Origin of the sequence: Endozoicomonas sp. GU-1 (assembly GCF_027366395.1) — a bacterium.
Lineage (GTDB): Bacteria > Pseudomonadota > Gammaproteobacteria > Pseudomonadales > Endozoicomonadaceae > Endozoicomonas.
Genome location: NZ_CP114771.1, coordinates 653,941 through 676,180 on the forward strand (window position 1 = coordinate 653,941; position 22,240 = coordinate 676,180).

The 22,240-nt window shown below is 50.9% G+C and carries 10 protein-coding genes; all 10 read right to left on the reverse strand.

Annotated elements, in window-relative coordinates; all coding sequences use genetic code 11:
* Positions 1-137 precede the first annotated feature (137 nt).
* The 10 genes from O3276_RS02720 to O3276_RS02765 all read right to left on the reverse strand — a co-directional run bounded on the left by O3276_RS02720 (position 138) and on the right by O3276_RS02765 (position 22,152).
* Positions 138-1,064 (reverse strand): RAP domain-containing protein, encoded by a 927-nt coding sequence (locus O3276_RS02720; RefSeq protein WP_269674255.1) that lies wholly within the window; start codon positions 1,062-1,064, stop codon positions 138-140.
* Positions 989-2,548 (reverse strand): DUF1601 domain-containing protein, encoded by a 1,560-nt coding sequence (locus O3276_RS02725; protein WP_269674256.1) that lies wholly within the window; start codon positions 2,546-2,548, stop codon positions 989-991. The genes O3276_RS02720 and O3276_RS02725 overlap by 76 nt, the downstream gene beginning before the upstream one ends.
* Positions 2,517-3,017, reverse strand: coding sequence for a hypothetical protein (locus O3276_RS02730; protein WP_269674257.1), 501 nt, complete (start codon positions 3,015-3,017; stop codon positions 2,517-2,519). Before O3276_RS02730 ends, O3276_RS02725 begins: the two co-directional genes overlap by 32 nt.
* 233 nt (positions 3,018-3,250) lie before the next feature.
* Positions 3,251-5,998: a DUF1601 domain-containing protein gene (locus tag O3276_RS02735; RefSeq protein WP_269674258.1), complete on the reverse strand. Its 2,748-nt coding sequence runs from the start codon at positions 5,996-5,998 to the stop codon at positions 3,251-3,253.
* 151 nt (positions 5,999-6,149) lie between these two features.
* Positions 6,150-9,035, reverse strand: coding sequence for an RAP domain-containing protein (locus O3276_RS02740; protein ID WP_269674259.1), 2,886 nt, complete (start codon positions 9,033-9,035; stop codon positions 6,150-6,152).
* A gap of 59 nt (positions 9,036-9,094) precedes the next feature.
* On the reverse strand, positions 9,095-12,007 hold the full coding sequence (locus O3276_RS02745) for an RAP domain-containing protein (protein ID WP_269674260.1): 2,913 nt from the start codon (positions 12,005-12,007) through the stop codon (positions 9,095-9,097).
* A gap of 392 nt (positions 12,008-12,399) precedes the next feature.
* The gene (locus O3276_RS02750; protein ID WP_269674261.1) at positions 12,400-12,936 is read right to left on the reverse strand and encodes an RAP domain-containing protein; all 537 of its coding nucleotides are present in this window, start codon (positions 12,934-12,936) and stop codon (positions 12,400-12,402) included.
* Positions 12,875-15,523 carry a DUF1601 domain-containing protein gene (locus O3276_RS02755; RefSeq protein ID WP_269674262.1) on the reverse strand — a complete coding sequence of 883 codons (2,649 nt, stop codon included), beginning with the start codon at positions 15,521-15,523 and terminating at the stop codon, positions 12,875-12,877. The genes O3276_RS02750 and O3276_RS02755 overlap by 62 nt, the downstream gene beginning before the upstream one ends.
* 230 nt (positions 15,524-15,753) lie before the next feature.
* On the reverse strand, positions 15,754-18,900 hold the full coding sequence (locus O3276_RS02760) for an RAP domain-containing protein (protein WP_269674263.1): 3,147 nt from the start codon (positions 18,898-18,900) through the stop codon (positions 15,754-15,756).
* Between the two features lie 234 nt (positions 18,901-19,134).
* On the reverse strand, positions 19,135-22,152 hold the full coding sequence (locus tag O3276_RS02765; RefSeq protein WP_269674264.1) for an RAP domain-containing protein: 3,018 nt from the start codon (positions 22,150-22,152) through the stop codon (positions 19,135-19,137).
* Positions 22,153-22,240: the final 88 nt, after the last annotated feature.

Below are 22,240 nucleotides of genomic sequence, written 5' to 3' on the forward strand. Positions count from 1 at the left end.
AATTCATGGAAATATAAAAAGCAGACTGCTGTCCTGTTCAGAAGTTCATTTGAGGCGAAATTCATGGGCAACAGATCTTCAACGCTGGTAGACCTTCCCTGGAATTTGAAAACGGTTCCCGGGGCGAAAGGAGGGGATTACTGGCTGTTTTTTCTCTTCCTCTTTGCTGGGTTGCCGGTTTGCTCTTCTGAAGGTTCTTCGCCAGTCAAGTAACCATGATCTGAGGGTTGCCTGCCTTTATCAGCAGTAATGTATGCCTGATCTGCCCACCCTCTTTTAAGTGATACAGAGCCATGCCCCTGTGGCGGGAAGCCTATCCTGGACTTTATTTGATCAATACATGGTTTCATTGAATCCTGAGTCAAGAGCCTGTTAGCCGGAATTTCAATGACCTCAAATCCTGCTTTTTGCAACAGTGCTATTTTCAGCAGCGTCGAACCATTCCTGGTGGTGAAATCACCACCCACGTAATGAGAGGGCCCCTGAACTTCAATTACCATGTTGTGATCCGGCAGTAGCAGGTCAACCGGAGGCAATGAGTTCAGACTCTTTTCTTCTTCAATCTGCAAAGAGGGAATGCATGATTGGAGTTGATTGCGAAAGTCGGCCTGGATTTTTGAAATGTTTGTCAGGTAATTGGGGACGACTGGACACGCTCTCCCAAGCCAACTGGCGGCCATGGCAATGATGCGTTGCTCCTCTTCATTGTCTGAGGATGTATTTTTCAGACGAGTAAACAGCTCATCCATGTGTTTTTCAAGCCAGTTATTGTTATTGGAGTCTAGAGACAACCTGGCACAGCAAACCATGACTCCCCAGAGAGACATCAAAATGTTTTGCTGTGAGAGCTGAGGGGTTTCACTGATTCGGTAAACAAGCGATTCGAACATAGAGGTAACCATGTTCAGCTCAACGAACTCACCCAGTTTCGCCGTGGCCCACAGCAGATTGGCGATTTCCTGTGGTTTAAAGTTAGCTTTTTGTGTGTTCACGTGGCGCAATAGCGCGGCCACGGCCTCGTTGAGCTCTGAAGTCCACTCCCCATTGCCCACCAGTTTCGCCATGGCCCACAGCAGGTTGGCGATTTCCTGTGGTTTAAAGTTAGCTTTCTCCGTGTGACGCGTGCCAACAGCGCGGCCATGGCCTCGTTAAACTCTGGTGTTCGCTCCTGCCCGTTGTCCACCAGTTTCGCCATGGCCCACAGCAGGTTGGCGATAGCCTGTGGTGTAAAGTTATCTTTCTGTGCATTCACGTGTGGCAACAGCGCGGCCACGGTCTCTTTAAGCTTTGGTGTATCCTGCCCGTTGTCCAGTAGTTTCGCCATGGCCCACAGCAGGTTGGCGATTTCCTGTGGTTTTAAGTTAGCTTTCGCTGTGTTCACGAGTGGCAGCAGCGCGGCCACGGCCTCTTTGAGCAGCGGTGTCCGCTCCTGCCCGTTGTCCACCAGTTTCGCCGTGGCCCAGAGCAGGCTGGCGATTTCCTGTGGTTTAAAGTGAGCTTTATGTATGTTCACGTGGGGTAGCAGGGCGACTATAGCCTTGTTGAGCCCTGGTGTCCGCTGCTGGCCGTTGTCCACCAGTTTCGCCATGGCCCACAGCAGGTTGGTAATACCCTGTGCATCAAATCGGTCTTTATGTGCGTTTACCCGAGACAACAGCGCGGCCACGGCCTCGTTGAACTCTGGTGTCTGCTCCTGCCCGTTGTCCACCAGTTTCGCCATGGCCCACAGCAGGTTGGCGATTTCCTGTGGTTTAAAGTGAGCTTTCTGTGCGTTCACGCAGGGCAACAGCGCAACCACAGCCTCGTTGAGCTCTGGCGTCTGCTCCTGCCCGTTATCCACCAGTTTTGCCATGGCCCACAGCAGGTTGGTGACACCCTGGGCATTAAATTGTTCTTTCTGTGCGTTCACGTGGGGCAACAGCGCGACCACGGCCTCGTTGAACTCTGGTGTCTGCTCCTGCCCGTTGTCCACCAGTTTCGCCATGGCCCACATCAGGTTGGCGATTTCCTGTGGTTTAAAGTGAGCTTTCTGTGTGTTCACGTAGGGCAATAGCCTGGCCACGGCCTCATTGAGCCCTGGTGTCCGCTCCTGCCCGTTGTCCACCAGTTTCGCCATGGCCCACATCAGGTTGGCGATTTCCTGTGGTTTAAAGTGAGCTTTCTGTGCGTTCACGTAGGGCAATAGCCTGGCCACGGCCTCATTGAGCCCTGGTGTCCGCTCCTGCCCGTTGTCCACCAGTTTCGCCATGGCCCACAGCAGGTTGGCAATATGTTGAGGAATAAATTGGTCCTTCTGTGTGTTCACGTGGGGCAACAGTGCGGCCACAGCCTCGTTGAGCCCTGGTTTTCGCTCCTGCCCGCTGTCTACCAGTTTCGCCATGGCCCACAGCAGGTTGGCGATTTCCTGGGCTCTAACATAGGTGGCTTCAGGTTTTTGGTTGCACTTGAATATTATTGCATCAAGTAGTGTTGACAATAAGGCAACTTGAGTATGCTTGACACGCTCATCTATGGGGTTATGGGCGGTAAAAACACCCGCTGAAGTCAAATGAGTGAAGTGTGGTCGTCAGGCTTCGCCAATTCCAGCTCCGTGTTGCAGTAAAATTTTGCAGCAAACGCATCAGCTGGCTTTGTTCCGCTCGATTTAACGGTCTTTTAGACGCTGACGTGTATTTTTTAATTGAACTGGCATACACGCCGTGATCTCTCCCATCATAGCGATGACCGAAACGATAAGATTTACTCACCAGGTCATCCATTATTTCCTGTTTGATGAGAGCATTAAAATCCTGAGCAGGGTTTACTGAGCGGTACTGTAGATGTTGAGAAGAGCGTGTGACAGAAGAATGGTAAAATTCATGACGCACCGGGGCCGTGCGGGAGGGGTTATCCCATTGTCTGACTGTGGCATATCTATATCGTCCACGCCGTGAAGAAGCGGCCTGGTTATCCGATTGGTGGTAATCATTGCCTGATCTTGCGTATTGACCACTGATACCAGCAGAGCTTCTATCCATAACTATATTTCATTAATTCATGAGAATATAAAAAGCAGACTGCTGTTCTGTTCAGAAGTTCATTTTGCTGGAATGTTGATCAATGTAAGCAGTGGGAGAAACTCATCTGCTCCTGATGCCAACCATCCATTATCTTCAAATCATCCGGGGCGAAATTCAGGGGCAACAGGTCTTCAGCTGGTAGAACTTTACTTGAATGTGAAAACGGTTCCCGGGTGGAAGGGAGGGGGGGATTACTGGCTGTTTTTTCTCTTCCTCCTGGCTGGTTTGCCGGTTTGTTCTTCTAACTGTTTTCCGACGGTTAAGTAACCGTGCTCTGTGGGTTGCCTGCCTTTATCAGCAGTAACGTATGCCGCATCTGTCCACGTTCTTGTAAGTGATACAGAGCCATGCCCCTGTGGCGGGAAGCCTATCCTGGACTTTATTTGATCAATACATGGTTTCATTGAATCCTGAGTCAAGAGCCTGTTAGCCGGAATTTCAATGACCTCAAATCCTGCTTTTTGCAACAGTGCGATTTTCAGCAGCGTCGAACCATTTCTGGTAGTGAAATCACCACCCACGTAATGAGAGGGCCCCTGAACTTCAATCACCATGTTGTGATCCGGCAGTAGCAGGTCAACCGGAGGCAAGGAGTTCAGACTCTTTTCTTCTTCAATCTGCAAAGAGGGAATGCATGATTGGAGTTGATTGCGAAAGTCGGTCTGGATTTTTGAAATGTTTGTCTGGTAGTGGGGGGCGACTGGACACGCTCTCCCAAGCCAACTGGCGGCCATGGCAATGATGCGTTGCTCCTCTTCATTGTCTGAGGATGTATTTTCCAGACGAGTTAACAGGTCATTCATGTGCTTTTCAAGCCAGTTATTGTTATTGGAGTCCAGAGACAATCTGGCACAGCAAACCATGACTCCCCAGAGAGACATCAATAGGTCTTGCTGTAAGAGCTGAGGGTGTTCACTGATTCGGTAAACAAACGATTCGAACATAGAGGTCACCAGGTTCAGCTCAACGAACTCACCCAGTTTCGCTGTGGCCCACAGCAGATTGGCGATTTCCTTTGGTTTAAAGTTAGCTTTCTGTGTGTTCACGTGGCGCAATAGCGCGGCCACGGCCTCGTTGAGCTCTGCAGTCCACTCCCCATTGCCCACCAGTTTCGCCATGGCCCACAGCAGGTTGGCAATTTCCTGTGGTTTAAAGTTAGCTTTCTCCGTGTTGACGCGTGGCAACAGCGCGGCCATGGCCTCGTTAAACTCTGGTGTTCGCTCCTGCCCGTTGTCCACCAGTTTCGCCATGGCCCACAGCAGGTTGGCGATAGCCTGTGGTGTAAAGTTATCTTTCTGTGCATTCACGTGTGGCAACAGCGCGGCCACGGTCTCTTTAAGCTTTGGTGTATCCTGCCCGTTGTCCACCAGTTTCGCCATGGCCCACAGCAGGTTGGCGATTTCCTGTGGTTTTAAGTTAGCTTTCGCTGTGTTCACGAGTGGCAGCAGCGCGGCCACGGCCTCTTTGAGCAGCGGTGTCCGCTCCTGCCCGTTGTCCACCAGTTTCGACGTGGCCCAGAGCAGGCTGGCGATTTCCTGTGGTTTAAAGTGAGCTTTATGTATGTTCACGTGGGGTAGCAGGGCGACTATAGCCTTGTTGAGCCCTGGTGTCTGCTCCTGCCCGTTGTCCACCAGTTTCGCCATGGCCCATAGCAGGCTGGCGATTTCCTGTGGTTTAAAGTGAGCTTTCTGTGTGTTCACGTGGGGCAACAACGCTGCCACGGCCTCTTTGAACCCTGGTGTCTGCTCCTGCCCGTTGTCCACCAGTTTTGACATGGCCCACAGCAGGTTGGCGATACCCTGTGGTGTAAAGTTTGCTTTCTGTGCACTCACGTGGGGCAACAGCGCAGCCAACGCCACGTTGAACTCTGGTGTTCGCTTTTGCCCGTTGTCCACCAGTTTCGCCATGGCCCAAAGCAGGTTGACGATGCCCTGTGGTGTAAAGTCAGCCTTCTGTTCGCTCACATGGGGCAACAGTACGGCCTCGGCTCTGCTTAGTATCGGTGTTTGCTCCTGCCCGTTGTCCACCAGTTTCGCCATGGCCCAGAGCAGGTTGGTAATTTCCTGTGGTTTAAAGTTACCTTTCTGTGCGTTCACATTGGCCAGTAACCCGGCCACGGCCTCATTGAGTTCTGGCGTCTGTTCCTGCCCGTTGTCCACCAGTTTCGCCATGGCCCACAACAGGTTGGCAATATGTTGAGGAATAAATTGGTCCTTCTGTGTGTTCATGTGGGGCAACAGTGCAGCCACAGCCTCGTTGAGCCCTGGTATCCGCTCCTGCCCGCTGTCTACCAGTTTCGCCATGGCCCACAGCAGGTTGGCGATTTCCTGGGCTCTAACATAGGTGGCTTCAGGTTTTTGGTTGCACTTGAATATTATTGCATCAAGTAGTGTTGACAATAAGGCAACTTGAGTATGCTTGACACGCTCATCTATGGGGTTATGGGCGGTAAAAACACCCGCTGAAGTCAATGAGTGAAGTGTGGTCGTCAGGCTTCGCCAATTCCAGCTCCGTGTTGCAGTAAAATTTTGCAGCAAACGCATCAGCTGGCTTTGTTCCGCTCGATTTAACGGTCTTTTAGACGCTGACGTGTATTTTTTAATTGAACTGGCATACACGCCGTGATCTCTCCCATCATAGCGATGACCGAAACGATAAGATTTACTCACCAGGTCATCCATTATTTCCTGTTTGATGAGAGCATTAAAATCCTGAGCAGGGTTTACTGAGCGGTACTGTAGATGTTGAGAAGAGCGTGTGACAGAAGAATGGTAAAATTCATGACGCACCGGGGCCGTGCGGGAGGGGTTATCCCATTGTCTGACTGTGGCATATCTATATCGTCCACGCCGTGAAGAAGCGGCCTGGTTATCCGATTGGTGGTAATCATTGCCTGATCTTGCGTATTGACCACTGATACCAGCAGAGCTTCTATCCATAATTATATTTCATTAATTCATGAGAATATAAAAAGCAGACTGCTGTTCTGTTCAGAAGTTCATTTGGGGCGAAATTCAGCGACAACAGGTCTTCAACGTTGGTAGAACTTTCCTGGAATGTGAAAACGGTTCCTGGGTCGAAGGGAGAGGATTACTGGCTGGTTGTTTTCTTCCTCTTTCCTGGTCTGCCGGTTTGTTCTTTTGAATGTTCTTGGGCGGTTAAGTAACCATGATCTGAGGGTTGCCTGCCTCTATCAGCTGTAACGTATGCCTCATCTGCCCACCTTCTTTTAAGTGATACAGAGCCATGGCGTTGTGACGAGATGTCTACCCTGGCCTTTATTTGATCAATACATCGTTTCATTGAATTCCGGTTCCAAAGCATGTTAATTGGGATTTCAATGACCTCAAATCCTGCTTTTTGCAACAGTGCGATTTTCAGCAGAGTCGAACCATTCCTGGTGTTGAAATCACCACCCACGTAATGTGAGGGTCCCTGAACTTCAATCACCATGTTGTGATCTGGCAGTAGCAGGTCAACCGGAGGCAGTGAGTTCAGACTCTTTTCTTCTTCAATCTGCAAAGAGGGAATGCATGATTGGAGTTGATTGCGAAAGTCGGCCTGGATTTTTGAAATGTTTGTCGGGTAATTGGGGACGACTGGACACGCTCTCCCAAGCCAACTGGCGGCCATGGCAATGATGCGTTGCTCCTCTTCATTGTCTGAGGATGTATTTTCCAGACGAGTTAACAGGTCATTCATGTGCTTTTCAAGCCAGTTATTGTTATTGGAGTCTAGAGACAACCTGGCACAGCAAACCATGACTCCCCAGAGAGACATCAATATGTTTTGCTGTGAGAGCTGAGGGGTTTCACTGATTCGGTAAACAAGCGATTCGAACATAGAGGTAACCAGGTTCAGCTCAACGAACTCACCCAGTTTCGCCGTGGCCCACAGCAGATTGGCGATTTCCTGTGGTTTAAAGTTAGCTTTCTGTGTGTTCACGTGGCGCAACAGCGCGGCCACGGCCTCGTTAAACTCTGGTGTCCGCTCTTGCCCGCTATCCACCAGTTTCGCCATGGCCCACAGCAGGTTGGCGATAGCCTGTGGTGTAAAGTTATCTTTCTGTGCGTTCACGTGTGGCAACAGCGTGGCCACGGCCTCTTTGAGCTCTGGTGTCCTATCCTGCCCGTTGTCCAGTAGTTTCGCCATGGCCCACAGCAGGTTGGCGATTTCATGTGGTGTAAAGTTATCTTTCTGTGTATCCACGTGGGGCAACAGTGCGGCCACGGCCTCTGTGAGCGATGGTGTCCGCTTCTGCCCGCTGTCAACCAGTTTCGTCATGGCCCAAAGCAGGATGGTGATACCCTGGGCATTAAATTGGTCTTTCTGTTCGTTCACGTGGGGCAACAACGCGGCCACGGCCTCTTTGATCTCTGATGTCCGCTCCTGCCCGTTGTCCACCAGTTTCACCATGGCCCACAGCAGGTTGGCGAAATGCTGAGGAATAAATTGGTCTTTCTGTGCATTCACGCAGGGCAGCAGCGCGGCCACGGCCTCGTTGAGCCCTGGTATCCGCTGCTGGCCGTTGACCACCAATTTCGCCATGGCCCACAGCAGGTTGGTAATACCCTGTGCATCAAATCGGTCTTTATGTGCGTTTACCCGAGACAACAGCGCGGCCACGGCCTCGTTGAACTCTGGTGTCTGCTCCTGCCCGTTGTCCACCAGTTTCGCCATGGCCCACAGCAGGTTGGCGATTTCCTGTGGTTTAAAGTGAGCTTTCTGTGCGTTCACGCAGGGCAACAGCGCAACCACAGCCTCGTTGAGCTCTGGCGTCTGCTCCTGCCCGTTATCCACCAGTTTTGCCATGGCCCACAGCAGGTTGGTGACACCCTGGGCATTGAATTGTTCTTTCTGTGCGTTCACGTGGGGTAACAGTGCGACCACAGCCTCGTTGAACTCTGGTGTCTGCTCCTGCCCGTTATCCACCAGTTTCGCCATGGCCCACATCAGGTTGGTGATTTCCTGTGGGCTAAAGTGAGCTTTCTGTGCGTTCACGTAGGGCAATAGCCTGGCCACGGCCTCATTGAACCCTGGTGTCCGCTCCTGCCCGTTGTCCACCAGTTTCGCCATGGCCCACATCAGGTTGGCGATTTCCTGTGGTTTAAAGTGAGCTTTCTGTGCGTTCACGTAGGGCAATAGCCTGGCCACGGCCTCATTGAGCCCTGGTGTCCGCTCCTGCCCGTTGTCCACCAGTTTCGCCATGGCCCACAGCAGGTTGGCAATATGTTGAGGAATAAATTGGTCCTTCTGTGTGTTCACGTGGGGCAACAGTGCGGCCACAGCCTCGTTGAGCCCTGATTTTCGCTCCTGCCCGCTGTCTATCAGTTTCGCCATGGCCCACAGCAGATTGGCGACACCCTGGGCACCAATATAGCTGGCTTCAGCTTTTTGGTTGCACTTGAATATTATTGCATCCAGCAGTGTCGACAACAGGGCAGCTTGTGTACGCTTAATACGCTGATCCATAGGTTTATGGAGGGTAAAAACACCTGCTGAAGTGAATGAGTGCAGTGTTGTCGTCAGGCTTAGCCAATTCCAGCTTCGCGTTGCTGTGAAATTTTGCAGCAATCGTATCAGCTGGCTTTGTTCCGCTCGATTTAACGGTCTTTTAGACGCTGACGTGTATTTTTTAATTGAACTGGCATATAGACCGTGATCTCTCCCATCATAGCGATGACCGAAACGATAAGCTTTACTCACCAGGCCATCCATTATTTCCTGTTTGATGAGAGCATTAAAATCTCGAGCATTGCTTATTGAACGGCACAGTAGATATTGAGAAGAGTGTGTAGCAGAAGAATGGTAAATTTCATTACGCGTCGGCGCCGTGCGAGATGGGTTATCCCATTGTCTGACTGTGGCATATCTATATCGTCCACGCCGTGAAGAAGCGGCCTGGTTATCCGGTTGGTTGTCATCATTACCTGATCTTGCGTATTGACCACTGATACCAGCAGAGCTTTTATCCATAACTATATTTCATTAATTCATGAGAATATAAAAGGCAGACTGCTGTTCTGTTCAGAAGTTCATTTTGCTGGAATGTGAAAACGGTTCCTGGGGCGTAGGGCAGGGATTACTGACTGTTTGTGTTCTTCCTGTATCCTGGTCTTTATTTGATCAATGTATGGTTTCATTAAATCCTGATTCCATAGCCTGTTAACCGGAATTTCAATGACCTCAAATCCTGCTTTTTGCAACAGTGCGATTTTCAGCAGCGTCGAACCATTCCTGGTGTTGAAATCACCACCCACGTAATGAGAGGGCCCCTGAACTTCAATCACCATGTTGTGATCTGGCAGGAGCAGGTCAACCGGAGGCAATGAGTGCAGACTCTTTTCTTCTTCAATCTGCAAAGAGGGAAAGCATGATTGGAGTTGATCGCGAACCTCGGATTGACGTTTTGACATGGTAGTCGGGTAACGGGGGACGACCGGGCACGCTCTCCCAAGCCAACTGGCGGCCATGGCAATGATGCGTTGATCGTCTTCATTGTCTGAGGGTGTATTTTCCAGGCGAGTAAACAGGTCATCCATTTGCTTTTCAAACCAGTTAGTGCTTCGGGAGTCCATAGACAACCTGGTACAGCACACCATCACTCCCCAGAGAGACATCAATATGTCTTGCTGTGAGAGCTGAGGGTTTTTACTGATTCGGTAAACAAGCGATTCAAACATAGAGGTAACCACGTTCAGCTCAACGAACTCACCCAGTTTCGCAGTGGCCCACAGCAGGTTGGCGATTTCCTGTGGTTTAAAGTGAGCTTTCTGTGTGTTCACGTGGCGCAACAGCGCGGCCACGGCCTCGTTAAACTCTGGTGTCCGCTCCTGAACGCTATCCACCAGTTTCGCCGTGGCCCACAGCAGAGTGGCGATTTCCTGTGGGTTAAAGTCAGCTTTCTGTGTGTTCACGTGGCGCAACAGCGCGGCCACGGCCTCATTAAACTCTGGTGTCCGCTCCTGCCCGCTATCCAGCAGTTTCGCCATGGCCCACAGCAGGCTGGTAATGCCCTGGGCATTAAATCGGTCTTTCTGTTTTTTCACTTGTGGCAACAGCACGGCCACGGCCTCTTTGAGCAGCGGTGTCTGCTCCTGCCCGTTGTCCACCAGTTTTGCCGTGGCCCATAGCAGGTTGGCGATTTCCTGTGGTTTTAAGTTAGCTTTCTGTGCGTGCACGTCGAGCAATAGGCAGGCCACGGCCTCATTGAGCTCTGGTGTCTGCTCCTGGCCGTTGTCCACCAGTTTTGCCGTGGCCCATAGCAGGTTGGCGATTTCCTGTGGTTTAAAGTGAGCTTTCTGTGCGTTCACGGCGAGCAATAGGCTGGCCACGGCTTCATTTAGCTCTGGTGTCTGCTCCTGCCCGTTGGCCACCAGTTTCGCCATGGCCCACAGAAGATTGGCGATTTCCTGTGGTTTAAAGTGAGCTTTCTGTGCGTTCACGTCGAGTAATAGGCTGGCCACGGCCTCATTGAGCTTTGGTGTCTGCTCCTGTCCGTTGTCCACCAGTTTCGCCATGGCCCACAGCAGGTTGACGATACCCTGTGGTGAAAAGTTAGTTTTCAGTGCGCTCACGTGGGGCAGCAGTGCGGCCACGGCTTCGTTGAGTTCTGGTGTTTGCTCCTGCCCGTTGTCCACCAGTTTCGCCATGGCCCACAGAAGATTGGCGATTTCCTGTGGGTTAAAGTTAGCTTTTTGTGCCTTCACGTGGGGCAACAGCGCGACCACGGCCGCGTTGAGTTCTGGTGTCTGTTCCTGCCCGTTGTCCACCAGTTTTGCCATGGCCCACAGCAGGTTGGCGATATGCTGAGGAATAAATTGGTTTTTTTTCGCGTTCACGAGGGGCAACAGTGCGGCCACGGCCTCACTGAGCCCTGGTGTTCGCTCCTGCCCGTTGTCCACCAGTTTCGCCATGGCCCACAGCAGGTTGGTAATGCCCTGGTTATTAAATTGGTCTTTCTGCGCATTCACGAGGGGCAACAGCGCGGTCACGGCCTCGTTGAGATCTGGTGTCTGCTCCAGCCCGTTATCCACCAGTTTTGCCATGGCCCATAGTAGGTTGGTAATGCCCTGGGCATTAAATTTGTTTTTCTGTGCGTTCACGAGGGGCAACAGCATGGCCACGGCCCCTTTGAGCCCTGGTGTCTGCTTTCGCCCGTTGTCCACCAGTTTCGCCATGGCCCACAGCAGGTTGGTAATATGTTGAGGAATAAATGGGTCTTGCTGTGCGTTCATGTGGGGCAACAGTACGGCCACAGCCTCGTTGAGCCCTGGTTTTCGCTCCTGCCCGCTGTCTACCAGTTTCGCCATGGCCCACAGCAGGTTGGCGACACCCTGGGCACCAATATAGCTGGTTTCAGTTTTTTGGTTGCACTTGAATATTATTGCATCAAGCAGTGTTGATAATAAGGCTGTTTGAGTAAGTTTGACACGCGCATTCAAGGGTCTGTGGGGGGTAAAAACACCCGCTGAAGTCAATGAATGAAGTGTGGTTGTCAGGCTTCGCCAATTCCAACTCCGCGTTGCTGTGAAATTTTGCAGAAAACGCATCAGCTGGTTTTGTTCCGTTCGATTTAACGGTCGTTTAGCAGCTAACGTGTATTTTTTAATTAAGCTGGCATATTGACCGTGATGTCTCCCGTCATAGCGATCACCGAAACGATAAGATTTACTCAGCAGGCCAGACATTATTTCCTGTCTGGTGAGGGTATTGAAATCTTGAGCAGGGTTGACTGAACGGTACTGTAGATGTTGTGAAGAGTGTGTGAAAGAAGAATGGTAAAATTCATTACGCCTTGGGGCTGTGCGGTGGGGAGGATCCCATTGTCTGACTGTGGTATGTCTATATCGTCCGCGCCTTGAAGAAGCAACATGGTCATTCAGTTGGTTGTAATCATTATTTGATCTTGTGTGTTGACCACTGATACCAGCAGAGCTTCTATCCATAATTATATTTCATTAATTCATGAAAATATGAAAAGTAGACTGCTGTTCTGTTCAAAAGTTCATTTTGCTGAAATATCTATAAACGTAAACGGTTGGGGAATCACATCTACTCCTGATGCCACCCATCCGTTATTTCCAAATCACCCGGGGCAAGATTCATGGGTAACAGGTGTTTAACGCTGGCACTCCTTCCCTGGAATGTGAAAAAGGTTATTGAGTCATGATGGGAGGAAGGCGATTATTGGCTGTTTGTTTTCTTCCTCTTTGCCGGTTTACCGGTTTGCTCCTCTGAATGTTCTTCGGCAGTCAAGCAACCGTGATCTGAGGGTTGCCTGCCTTTATCAGCAGTAACGTATGCCTCATCAGTCCAGCCTCTTTTAAGTGATACAGAGTCATGACCCTGTGGGGGGGATGCTTACCCTTATCTTTATTTGATCAACACATCGTTTCATTACATCTTTGTTCCAAAGCTGGTTAACCGGGATTTCAATAACCTCAAATCCTGATTTTTGCAGCAATGCGATTTTAAGCAGAGTCGAACCATTTCGGTTATTGAAATCATTACTTACGTAATGTGACGGTCCCTGAATTTCAATCACAATGTTGTGATCTGGCAGTAGCAGGTCAACCGGAGGTAATGAATTCAGACTCTTTTCTTCTTCAATCCTCAAAGATGGAATGCATGATTGGAGTTGATCGCGGAAGTCGGATTGAAGTTTCGAAATGATGGTCTGGTAATGGGGGACGACCGGACATGCTCTCCCAAGCCAACTGGCGGCCATGGCAATGATGGACTGACTCTCTTTATTATCTGGGGATGTATTATCCAGGCGGGTAAACAGGTCATGCATGTGCTTTTCAAGATTTTTATTGGCATTGGAGGCCAGAGACAACCTGGCACAGCATACCATTACTCCCCAGAGAGACATCAATATTACTTGCTGAGAGAGCTGAGAAGTTTTGACTGATTCGGTGGACAAGAGACTCGAACGTGGATTTAACCACGTTTAGCTCAACGAGCTCGCCCAGTTTCGCCATGGCCCACAGCAGGTTGGCGATTTGCTGAGGAATAAATTGCTCTTTCAGTGCGTTCACGTGGGGCAACAGCACGGCCATGGTCTCGTTGAGCCCCGGTGTCTGTTCCTGTCCGTTGTCCACCAGTTTTGCCATGGCCCACAGCAGGTTGGCGATTTCCTGTGGTTCAAAGTTAGCTTTCTGTGCCTTCACTTGTGGCAATAGCGCGGTCAAGGCCTCTTTGAACTCTGGTGTCCCCTCATGCCCTTTGTCTGCAAGTTTTGCCATGGCCCACAGCAAGTTGGCAATAGCCTGTGTCTTAAATTGGTCTTTCTGTGCGTTCACGTGGGGCAACAGCGCGGCCACAGCCTCGTTGAGCCCTGGTACCTGCTCCAGCCCGTTATCCACCAGTTTTGCCATGGCCCACAGCAGGTTGGCGATACCCTGTGGTTTAAAGTTAGCTTTCTGTACGTTCACATGGGGCAACAGCACGGCCACGGCCTCGTAGAGTGCTGGTGTTCGCTCCTGCCCACTGTCGACCAGTTTCGCCATGGCCCACAGCAGGTTGGCGATATGTTGAGGAATACATTGGTCTTTCTGTGCGTTCACGTGTGACAATAGTTCGGCCACGGCCTTGTTGAGCTCGGGTGTCTGCTCCAGCCCGTTGTCCACCAGTTTCGCCATGGCCCACAGCAGGTTGGTGGTTTCCTGTGGTTTAAAGTGAGCTTTCTGTGCGTTCACGTGGGGCAACAGCGCGGCCACGGCCTCGTTGAGCTCTGGTGTCTGCTCCAGCCCGTTGTCCATCAGTTTCGCCATGGCCCACAGCAGGTTGGCAACACCCTGGGCATTAAATTGGTTTTTCTGTGCGTTCACTTGGGGTAACAGCGCGGCCACGGCTTCTTTAAGCTCTGGTGTCCACTCCTGTCCATTGTCCACCAGTTTCGCCATGGTCCACAGTAGGCTGGTGATTTCCTGAGGTTTAAAGTGAGCTTTCTGTACGTTCACGTATGGCAACAGCACGGCCACGGTCTCGTTGAGCCCTGGTGTTTGCTTTTGCCCGTTGTCCACCAGTTTCGCCATGGCCCACAGCAGGTTGGCAATACCCTGTGTCTTGAATTGGTCCTTCTGTGCGTTCACGAGGGGCAGCAGCGCGGCCACGGCATCGCTGAGTTCTGCTGTTCGGTTCTGCCCGTTGTCGACCAGTTTCGCCGTGGTCCAAAGCAGGTTGGCGATTTCCCGCGGGTTAAAGTTAGCTTTCAGTGCGCTCACGTGAGGCAACAGCGCAGCAACGGTCTCTTTGAGCTCTGGTGTCAACTCCTGCCCGTTGTTCACCAGTTTCGCCATGGCCCACAGCAGGTTGGCGATACCCTGTGGTGAAAAGTTAGCTTTCAGTGCGCTCACGTGGGGCAACAGTGCGGCCACTGCCTCGTTGAGCTCTTGTGTCTGCCCCTGCCCATTGTCCACGAGTTTCGCTATGGCCCACAGCAGGTTGGCGATTTCCTGTGGTTTAAAGTTAACTTTCTGTGCGATTACATGGGGCAACAGCGCGGCCACGGCCTCTTTGAGGCCTGGTGTCCGCTCCTGCCCGTTGTCCAACAGTTTCGCCACGGCCCACAGCAGGTTGACGATATGCTGAGGAATAAATTGGTCTTTATGTGCGTTCACCCGAGGCAGCAGCGCGGCCACGGCCTCGTTGAGCTCTGGTGTCTGCTCCAGCCCGTTGTCCACCAGTTTCGCCATGGCCCACAGCAGGTTGGTGATTTCCTGTGGCTTAAAGTTAGCTGTCTTCATGTGAGGCAAAAGAGCGGCCACAGCCCCGTTGAACTCTGGTGTCTGCTTCTGCCCTTTGTCCACCAGTTTCGCCATGGCCCATAGCAGATTGGCTATGCCTTGGGGATCAATATTCCTCGCTTCAGTTTTTTGGTTGCAGGTAAATATTATTGAATCCAGTAGCGTTGACAATAAGGCAGCTTGTGTACGCTTAACACGCTCATCCATGGGTTTATGCGGGGTAAAAACACCCGCTGAAGTAAATGAATGAAGTGTTGTCGTCAGGCTTCGCCAATTCCAGCTCCGTGTTGCTTTAAAATTTTGCAGCAAACGCATCAGCTGGCTTTGTTCCGCTCGATTTAACGGTCTTTTAGCCGCTGACGTGTATTTTTTAATTGAACTGGCATATTGCCCGTGATTTCTCCCATCATAGCGATGACCGAAACGAACCGATCTACTCACCAGACCATCCATTATTTCTTGTTTGATGAGGGCATTAAAATCTTGAGCATGCTTTACTGAACGGCACAGTAGATATTGAGAAGAGCGTACGGCAGAAGAATGGTGAAATTCATTATGCCCCGGGGTAGTGCGGGGAGGATTATCCCGTTGTCTGACTGTGGTATGTCTATATCGCCCATGCCATGAAGAAACGGCATGGTCATCCGGTTGGTGGTCATCGTTACCTGATCTTATGTATTGACCACTGAAACCAGCAGAACTTCTATCCATAATTATATTTCATTAATTCATGAAAATATAACAAGCAGACTGCTGTTCTGCTCAGAAGTTCATTTTGTTGGAATATTGATAAATGTAAGCAGTTGGAGAAAGCATCTGCTCCTGATGCCAACCATCCGTTATCTTCAAATCATCAGGGCGAAATTCAGGGGTAAAAGGTCTTCAACTCTGGTAGAACTTTACTGGAATATGAAAACGGTTTCTGGGGCGAAGGGAGGGAATTACTGGTTGTTTTTTCTCTTTCTCCTGGCTGGTTTGCCGGTTTGTTCTTCTAACTGTTTTTCGGCGGTTAAGTCACCGTGATCTGTGAGTTGCCCGCTTTTATCAGCAGTAACGTATGCCGCATCTGCCCACCTTCTTTTAAGTGATATAGAGCCATGCCCCTGTGACGGGATGCCTGTCCTGATTTTTATTTGATCAATGTATGGTTTCATTAAATCCTGATTGCCAAGCCTGTTAACCGGAATTTCAATGACCTCAAAGCCTGCTTTTTGCAACAGTGCGATTTTCAGCAGACTCGAACCATTCCTGGTGTTGAAATCACCACCCACGTAATGAGACGGTCCCTGAACTTCAATCACTATGTTGTGATCTGGCAGGAGCAGGTCAACCGGAGGTAATGAATTCAGACTCTTTTCTTCTTCAATCCGCAAAGAGGGAAAGCATGATTGGAGCTGATCGCGGAAGTCGGCTTGATGTTTTGACCTGATTGTCTGGTAATGGGGGGCGAATGGGCATGATCTCCCAAGCCAACTGGCGGCCATGGTAATAACGGATTGTTCCTCTTCATTGTTTGGGAATGGATTTTCCAGGCGAGTAAACAGGTCATCCATGTGCTTTTCAAGCCAGTTATTGTTATTGGAGTCCAGAGACAATCTGGCACAGCAAACCATTACTCCCCAGAGAGACATCAATATGTCTTGCTGTGATAGCTGAGGGTTTTTACTGATTCGGTAAACAAGCGATTCGAACATAGGGGTCATCACGTTCAGCTCAACGAACTCACCCAGTTTCGCCGTGGCCCACAGCAGATTGCCGATTTCCTGTGGTTTAAAGTTAGCTTTCTGTGCGTTCACGTAGGGTAACAGCACGGCCACGGCCTCATTGAGTTCTGGTGTCTGCTCCTGCCCGCTGTCAACCAGTTTTGCCATGGCCCAGAGCAGAGTGACGATTTCCTGTGGTTTAAAGTTAGCTTTCTGTGGGTTCACGTAGTGCAGCAGCCCGACCACGGCCTCATTGAACTCTGTTGTCCGCTCCTCGCCATTGTCCAGCAGTTTCGCCGTGGCCCATAGCAGGTTGGTGATACCCTGGGGTTTAAAGTTAGCTTTCTGTGTGTTCACGTGGCGCAATAGCGTGGTCACGGCCTCGTTGAACTCTGATGTCCGCTCACCGTTGTCCACCAGTTTTGCCATGGCCCACAGCAGGTTGGCGACTCCCTGGGCATTAAATTGGTCCTTCGCTGCGTTCACCTGAGGCAACAGCGCAGCCACGGACTCGTTAAACTCTGGTGTCCGCTCCTGCCCATTGTCCACCAGTTTCGCCATGGCCCACAGCAGGTTGGCGATATGCTGGGCATTAAACAGGTCTTTCTGTACGTTCACATGTTGCAGCAGTGCAGCCACGGCCTCGTTAAACTCTGGTGTCCGCTCCTGCCCGCTATCCACCAGTTTCGCCATGGCCCACAGCAGGTTGGCGATAGCCTGTGGTGTAAAGTTATCTTTCTGTGCGTTCACGTGTGGCAACAGCGCGGCCACGGCCTCTTTAAGCTCTGGTGTCCTATCCTTCCCGTTGTCCAGTAGTTTCGCCATGGCCCACAGCAGGTTGGCGATTTCCTGTGGTTTAAAGTTAGCTTTCTCCGGGTTCACTTGTGGCAACAGCACGGCCACGGCCTCTTTGAGCTGCAGTGTCCACTCCTTCCCTTTTTCCACCAGTTTCGCTGTGGCCCAGAGCAAGTTGGCAATTTCCTGTGGTTTAAAGTTAGCTTTCTGTGCGTTCACGAAGGGCAACAGCGTGGCCACGGCCTCTTTGAGCTGTGCTGTTCGCTCCAGCCCCTTATCAACCAGTTTCGCCTTGGCCCACAGCAGGTTGGTGATTTCCTGTGGTTTAAAATTAGCTTTCTGTGCGTTCACGCGGGGCAACAGCGCGGCCACGGCCTCGTTGAGTTCTGGTGTTTGTTCCTGCCCGTTGTCCACTAGTTTTGCCATGGCCCACAGAAGGTTGGCGATTTCCTGTGGTTTAAAGTTAGCTTTCTGTGCGATCACGTGGGGCAACAGCGCGGCCACGGCCTCATTGAACTCTGGTGTTCGCTCCTGCCCATTGTCTACCAGTTTGGCCATGGCCCACAGCAGGTTGGTAATGCCCTGGGCATTAAATTGGTCCTTCCCTGCGTTCACGTGAGGTAACAGCGCAGCCACGGTCTCTTTGAGACCTGGTGTCCGCTCCTGTCTGTTGTCCACCAGTTTTGCCATGGCCCACAGCAGATTGGTAATGCCCTGGGCATTAAATTGGTCTTTCTGTACGTTCACGAGGGGTAACAGCACGGCTACGGCTCCTTTGAGCCCTGGTGTCTGCTTCCGCCCGTTGTCCACCAGTTTCGCCATGGCCCACAGCAGGTTGGCAATATGCTGTGGAATAAATTGGTATTTCTGTGCGTTCACGAGGGGCAACAGTGCGGCCACAGCCTCGTTGAGCCCTGGTTTTCGCTCCAGCCCGCTGTCTACCAGTTTCGCCATGGCCCACAGCAGGTTGGCGATTCCCAGGGCATCAATATCCCTGGCTTCAGGTTTTTGGTTGCACTTGAATATGATTGCATCAAGCAGTGTTGACAATAAGGCAGTTTGAGTAAGATTGACACGTTCATTCAAGGGTTTAAGAGGGGTAAAAACACCCGCTGAAGTCAATGAATGAAATGTTGTCGTCAGGCTTCGCCAATTCCAGCTCCGTGTTGCGGTAAAATTTTCCAGCAAGCGCATCAGCTGGCTTTGTTCCGCTCGATTCAACGGTCTTTTAGCAGCTGACGTGTATTTTTTAATTGAACTGGCATATTGACCGTGAAGTCTCCCATCATAGCGATCACCGAAACGGTAAGATTTACTCATCAGGCCATCCATTACTTCCTGTTTGGTGAGGCTATTGAAATCCTGAGCAGGGTTTACTGAACGGTACTGTAGAGGTTGAGAAGAGCGCGTGACAGAAGCATGGTAAAATTCATGACGCGCCGGGGCAGTGCGGGAGGTGGGATCCCATTGTCTGATTGTGGCATATCCATATCGTCCATGCCGTGAAGAAGACGCCTGGTCATCCGGTTGGTTGTCATCATTGCCTGATACTGCGTATTGACCACTGATACCACCAGAGCTTCTATCCATAACTATATTTCATTAATTTATGAAAATATTAAAAGCAGACTGCTGTTCTGTTCAGAAGTTCATTTTGTTGGAATATCGATAAATGTAAGCAGTCAGTGAAACGCATCTGCTCCTGATGCCACCAATTCGTTATCTTCAAAACATCCGGGGCAAAATTCAGGGGTAACAGGGTTTAACGCTGGTAGAACTTTCCTGGAATAAGAAAACTGTTCCCGGGTCGTCAGAAGGAGGGAATTACTGGTTGTTTTTTCTCTTTCTCTTGGCTGGTTTGCGGGTTTGTTCTTGTAACTGTTTTTCGGCGGTTAAGTCACCGTGATCTGTGGGTTGCCTGCCTTTATCAGCAATAACGTATGCCGCATCTGTCCATCTTCTTTTAAGTGATACAGAGCCATGCCCCTGTGGCGGGATGCCTGTTCTGGTCTTTATTTGATCAATGTATGGTTTCATTAAATCCTGATGGCAAAGCCTGTTAACCGGAATTTCAATGACCTTATAACCTGCTTTTTGCAACAGTGCGATTTTCAGCAGAGTCGAACCATTCCTGGTGTTGAAATCACCACCCACGTAATGAGACGGTCCCTGAACTTCAATCACTATGTTGTGATCTGGCAGGAGCAGGTCAACCGGAGGTAATGAATTCAGACTCTTTTCTTCTTCAATCCGCAAAGAGGGAAAGCATGATTGGAGTTGATCGCGAACCTCGGATTGACTTTTTGATATGGTAGTCTGGTAATGGGGGGCGACCGGACAGGCTCTCCCAAGCCAACTGGCGGCCATGGCAATGATGCGTTGATCCTCTTCATTGTGCAGGAATGTATTTTCCAAACGGGTAAACAGGTCATCCATGTGCTTTTCAAGCCAGTTATTTTTGTTGGCATCAGAGACCAGGGACAATCTGGCACAGCACACCATTAACGCCCAGAGAGACATAAATATGTCTTGCTGAAAGAGCTGAGGATTGTCACTGATTCGGTAGACAAGCGATTCGAACGTAGAGATAACCACGTTCAGTTCAAGGAGTTCACCCAGTTTCGCCATGGCCCACAGCAGGTTGGCAATTTGCTGAGGAATAAATTGGTTTTGCTGTGCGTTTACCTGGGGCAACAGCGCAGCCACGGCCTTGTTGAACTCTGATGTCCGCTCCTGCCCGCTATCCACCAGTTTCGCCATGGCCCACAGCAGGTTGGTGATTTCCTGTGGTTTAAAGTTAGCTTTCTCTGTGTTGAAGTGTCGCAACAGCGCGGCCACGGCCTCGTTAAACTGTGGTGTTCGCTCCTGCCCGTTGTCCACCAGTTTCGCCATGGCCCACAGCAGGTTGGCGAGTCCCTGGGCATTAAATTGGTGCTTCCCAGTGTTCACGTGAGGCAACAGCGCAGCCACGGCCTCTTTAAGCTCTGGAGTCCTATCCTGCCCGTTGTCCACCAGTTTCGCCATCGCCCACAGCAGGCTGGCGATTTCCTGTGGTTTAAAGTTGGCTTTCTGTGCGTTTACGTGGGGCAACAGCGCGGCCACGGCCTTGTTGAGCCTTGGTGTTCGCTCATGCCCCTTGTCCACCAGTTTTGCCATGGCCCACAGCAGGTTGGCGATATGCTGAGGAATAAATTGGTCTTTCTGTGCGTTCACATGGGATAAAAGCGCGGCTACGGTCTCTTTGAGCCCTGGTGTACGCTCCTGTCCCTTGTCCACCAGTTTTGCCATGGCCCACAGCAGGTTGACGATACCCTGTGGTGTAAAGCTTGCTTTCTCGTCGTTCACGCGGGTCAACAGGGCAGCCATGACCTCGTTGAGTTCTGGTGTCTGCTCCTGCCCGTTGTCCACCAGTTTTGCCATGGCCCACAACAGATTGCTGATTTCCTGTGGGTTAAAGCCAGCTTTCTGTGCGTTCACGTGGGGTAACAGTGTGGCCACAGCCTCTTTGAGCCATGGTGTCAATTCATGCCTGTTATCCACCAGTTTCGCCAGGGCCCACAGCAGGTTGGCAATGCCCTGAGTATTAAATTGGTCTTTCTGTGCTTTCATGTGGGGCAACAGTGTGGCCACAGCCTCTTTTAGCCATGGTGTCAATTCATGCCTGTTATCCACCAGTTTCGCCAGGGCCCACAGCAGGTTGGCAATGCCCTGGGAATTAAGTTGGTCTTTCTGTACTTTCACGTGGGGCAACAGCGCGGCCACGGCCTCGTTGAGTTCTGGTGTCTGTTCCTGCCCGCTGTCCACCAGTTTTGCCATGGCCCACAGCAGGTTGGTAATGCCCTGGGCATTAAATTGGTCTTTCTGTGCGTTCACGAGGGACAACAGCACGGCCACGGCACCTTTTAGCCCTGGTGTCTGCTTCTGGCCGTTGTCCACCAGTTTTGCCATGGCCCACAGCAGGTTGGTAATGCCCTGGGCATTAAATTGGTCTTTCTGTGCGTTCACGTGGGGCAATAGCGCAGCCAAGGCCTCGTTAAACTCTGGTGCCAACTTCTGCCCGTTGTCTACCAGTTTTGCCATGGCCCACAGCAGGTTGGCGATTTCCTGTGGTTTAAAATTAGCTTTCTGTGCGTTCATTTGGGGCAACAGCGCGGCCACGGCCTTGTTGAGCCCTGGTATCTGCTCCTGCCCGTTGTTCACCAGTTTCGCCATGGCCCACAGCAGGTTGGCGATTTCCTGTGGTTTAAAGTTAGCTTTCTGTGCGTTCACGTCGGGCAATAGGCTGGCCACGGCTTCATTGAGCCTCGGTGTCCGCTCCTGCCCGTTGTCCACCAGTTTCGCCATGGCCCACAGCAGGTTGGCAATATGCTGAGGAATAAATTGGTCTTTCTGTGCGTTCACATGGGGCAACAGTGCGGCCACAGCCGCGTTGAGCCCTGGTGTTCGCTCCTGCCCGCTGTCTGCCAGTTTCGCCATGGCCCACAGCAGGTTGGCGACACCCTGGGCACCAATATAGCTGGCTTCAGCTTTTTGGTTGCACTTGAATATGATTGCATCAAGTAGTGTTGACAATAAGGCAACTTGAGTATGCTTAACACGCTCATCTATGGGGTTATGGGGGGTAAAAACACCCGCTGAAGTAAATGAGTGTAGTGTTGTCGTCAGGCTTCGCCAATTCCATTTCCGCGTTGCTGTGAAATTTTGCAGCAAACGCATCAGCTGGTTTTGTTCCGCTCGATTTAACGGTCTTTTAGCAGCTAACGTGTATTTTTTTATTGAGCTGGCATATTGCCCGTGATTTCTCCCATCATAGTGATCACCGAAACGATAAGATTTACTCACCAGACCATCTATTATTTCCTGTTTGATGAGCGTATTAAAATCTTGAGCAAGGTTTACTGAACGGCGCTGTAGATTTTGAGGAGGGCAT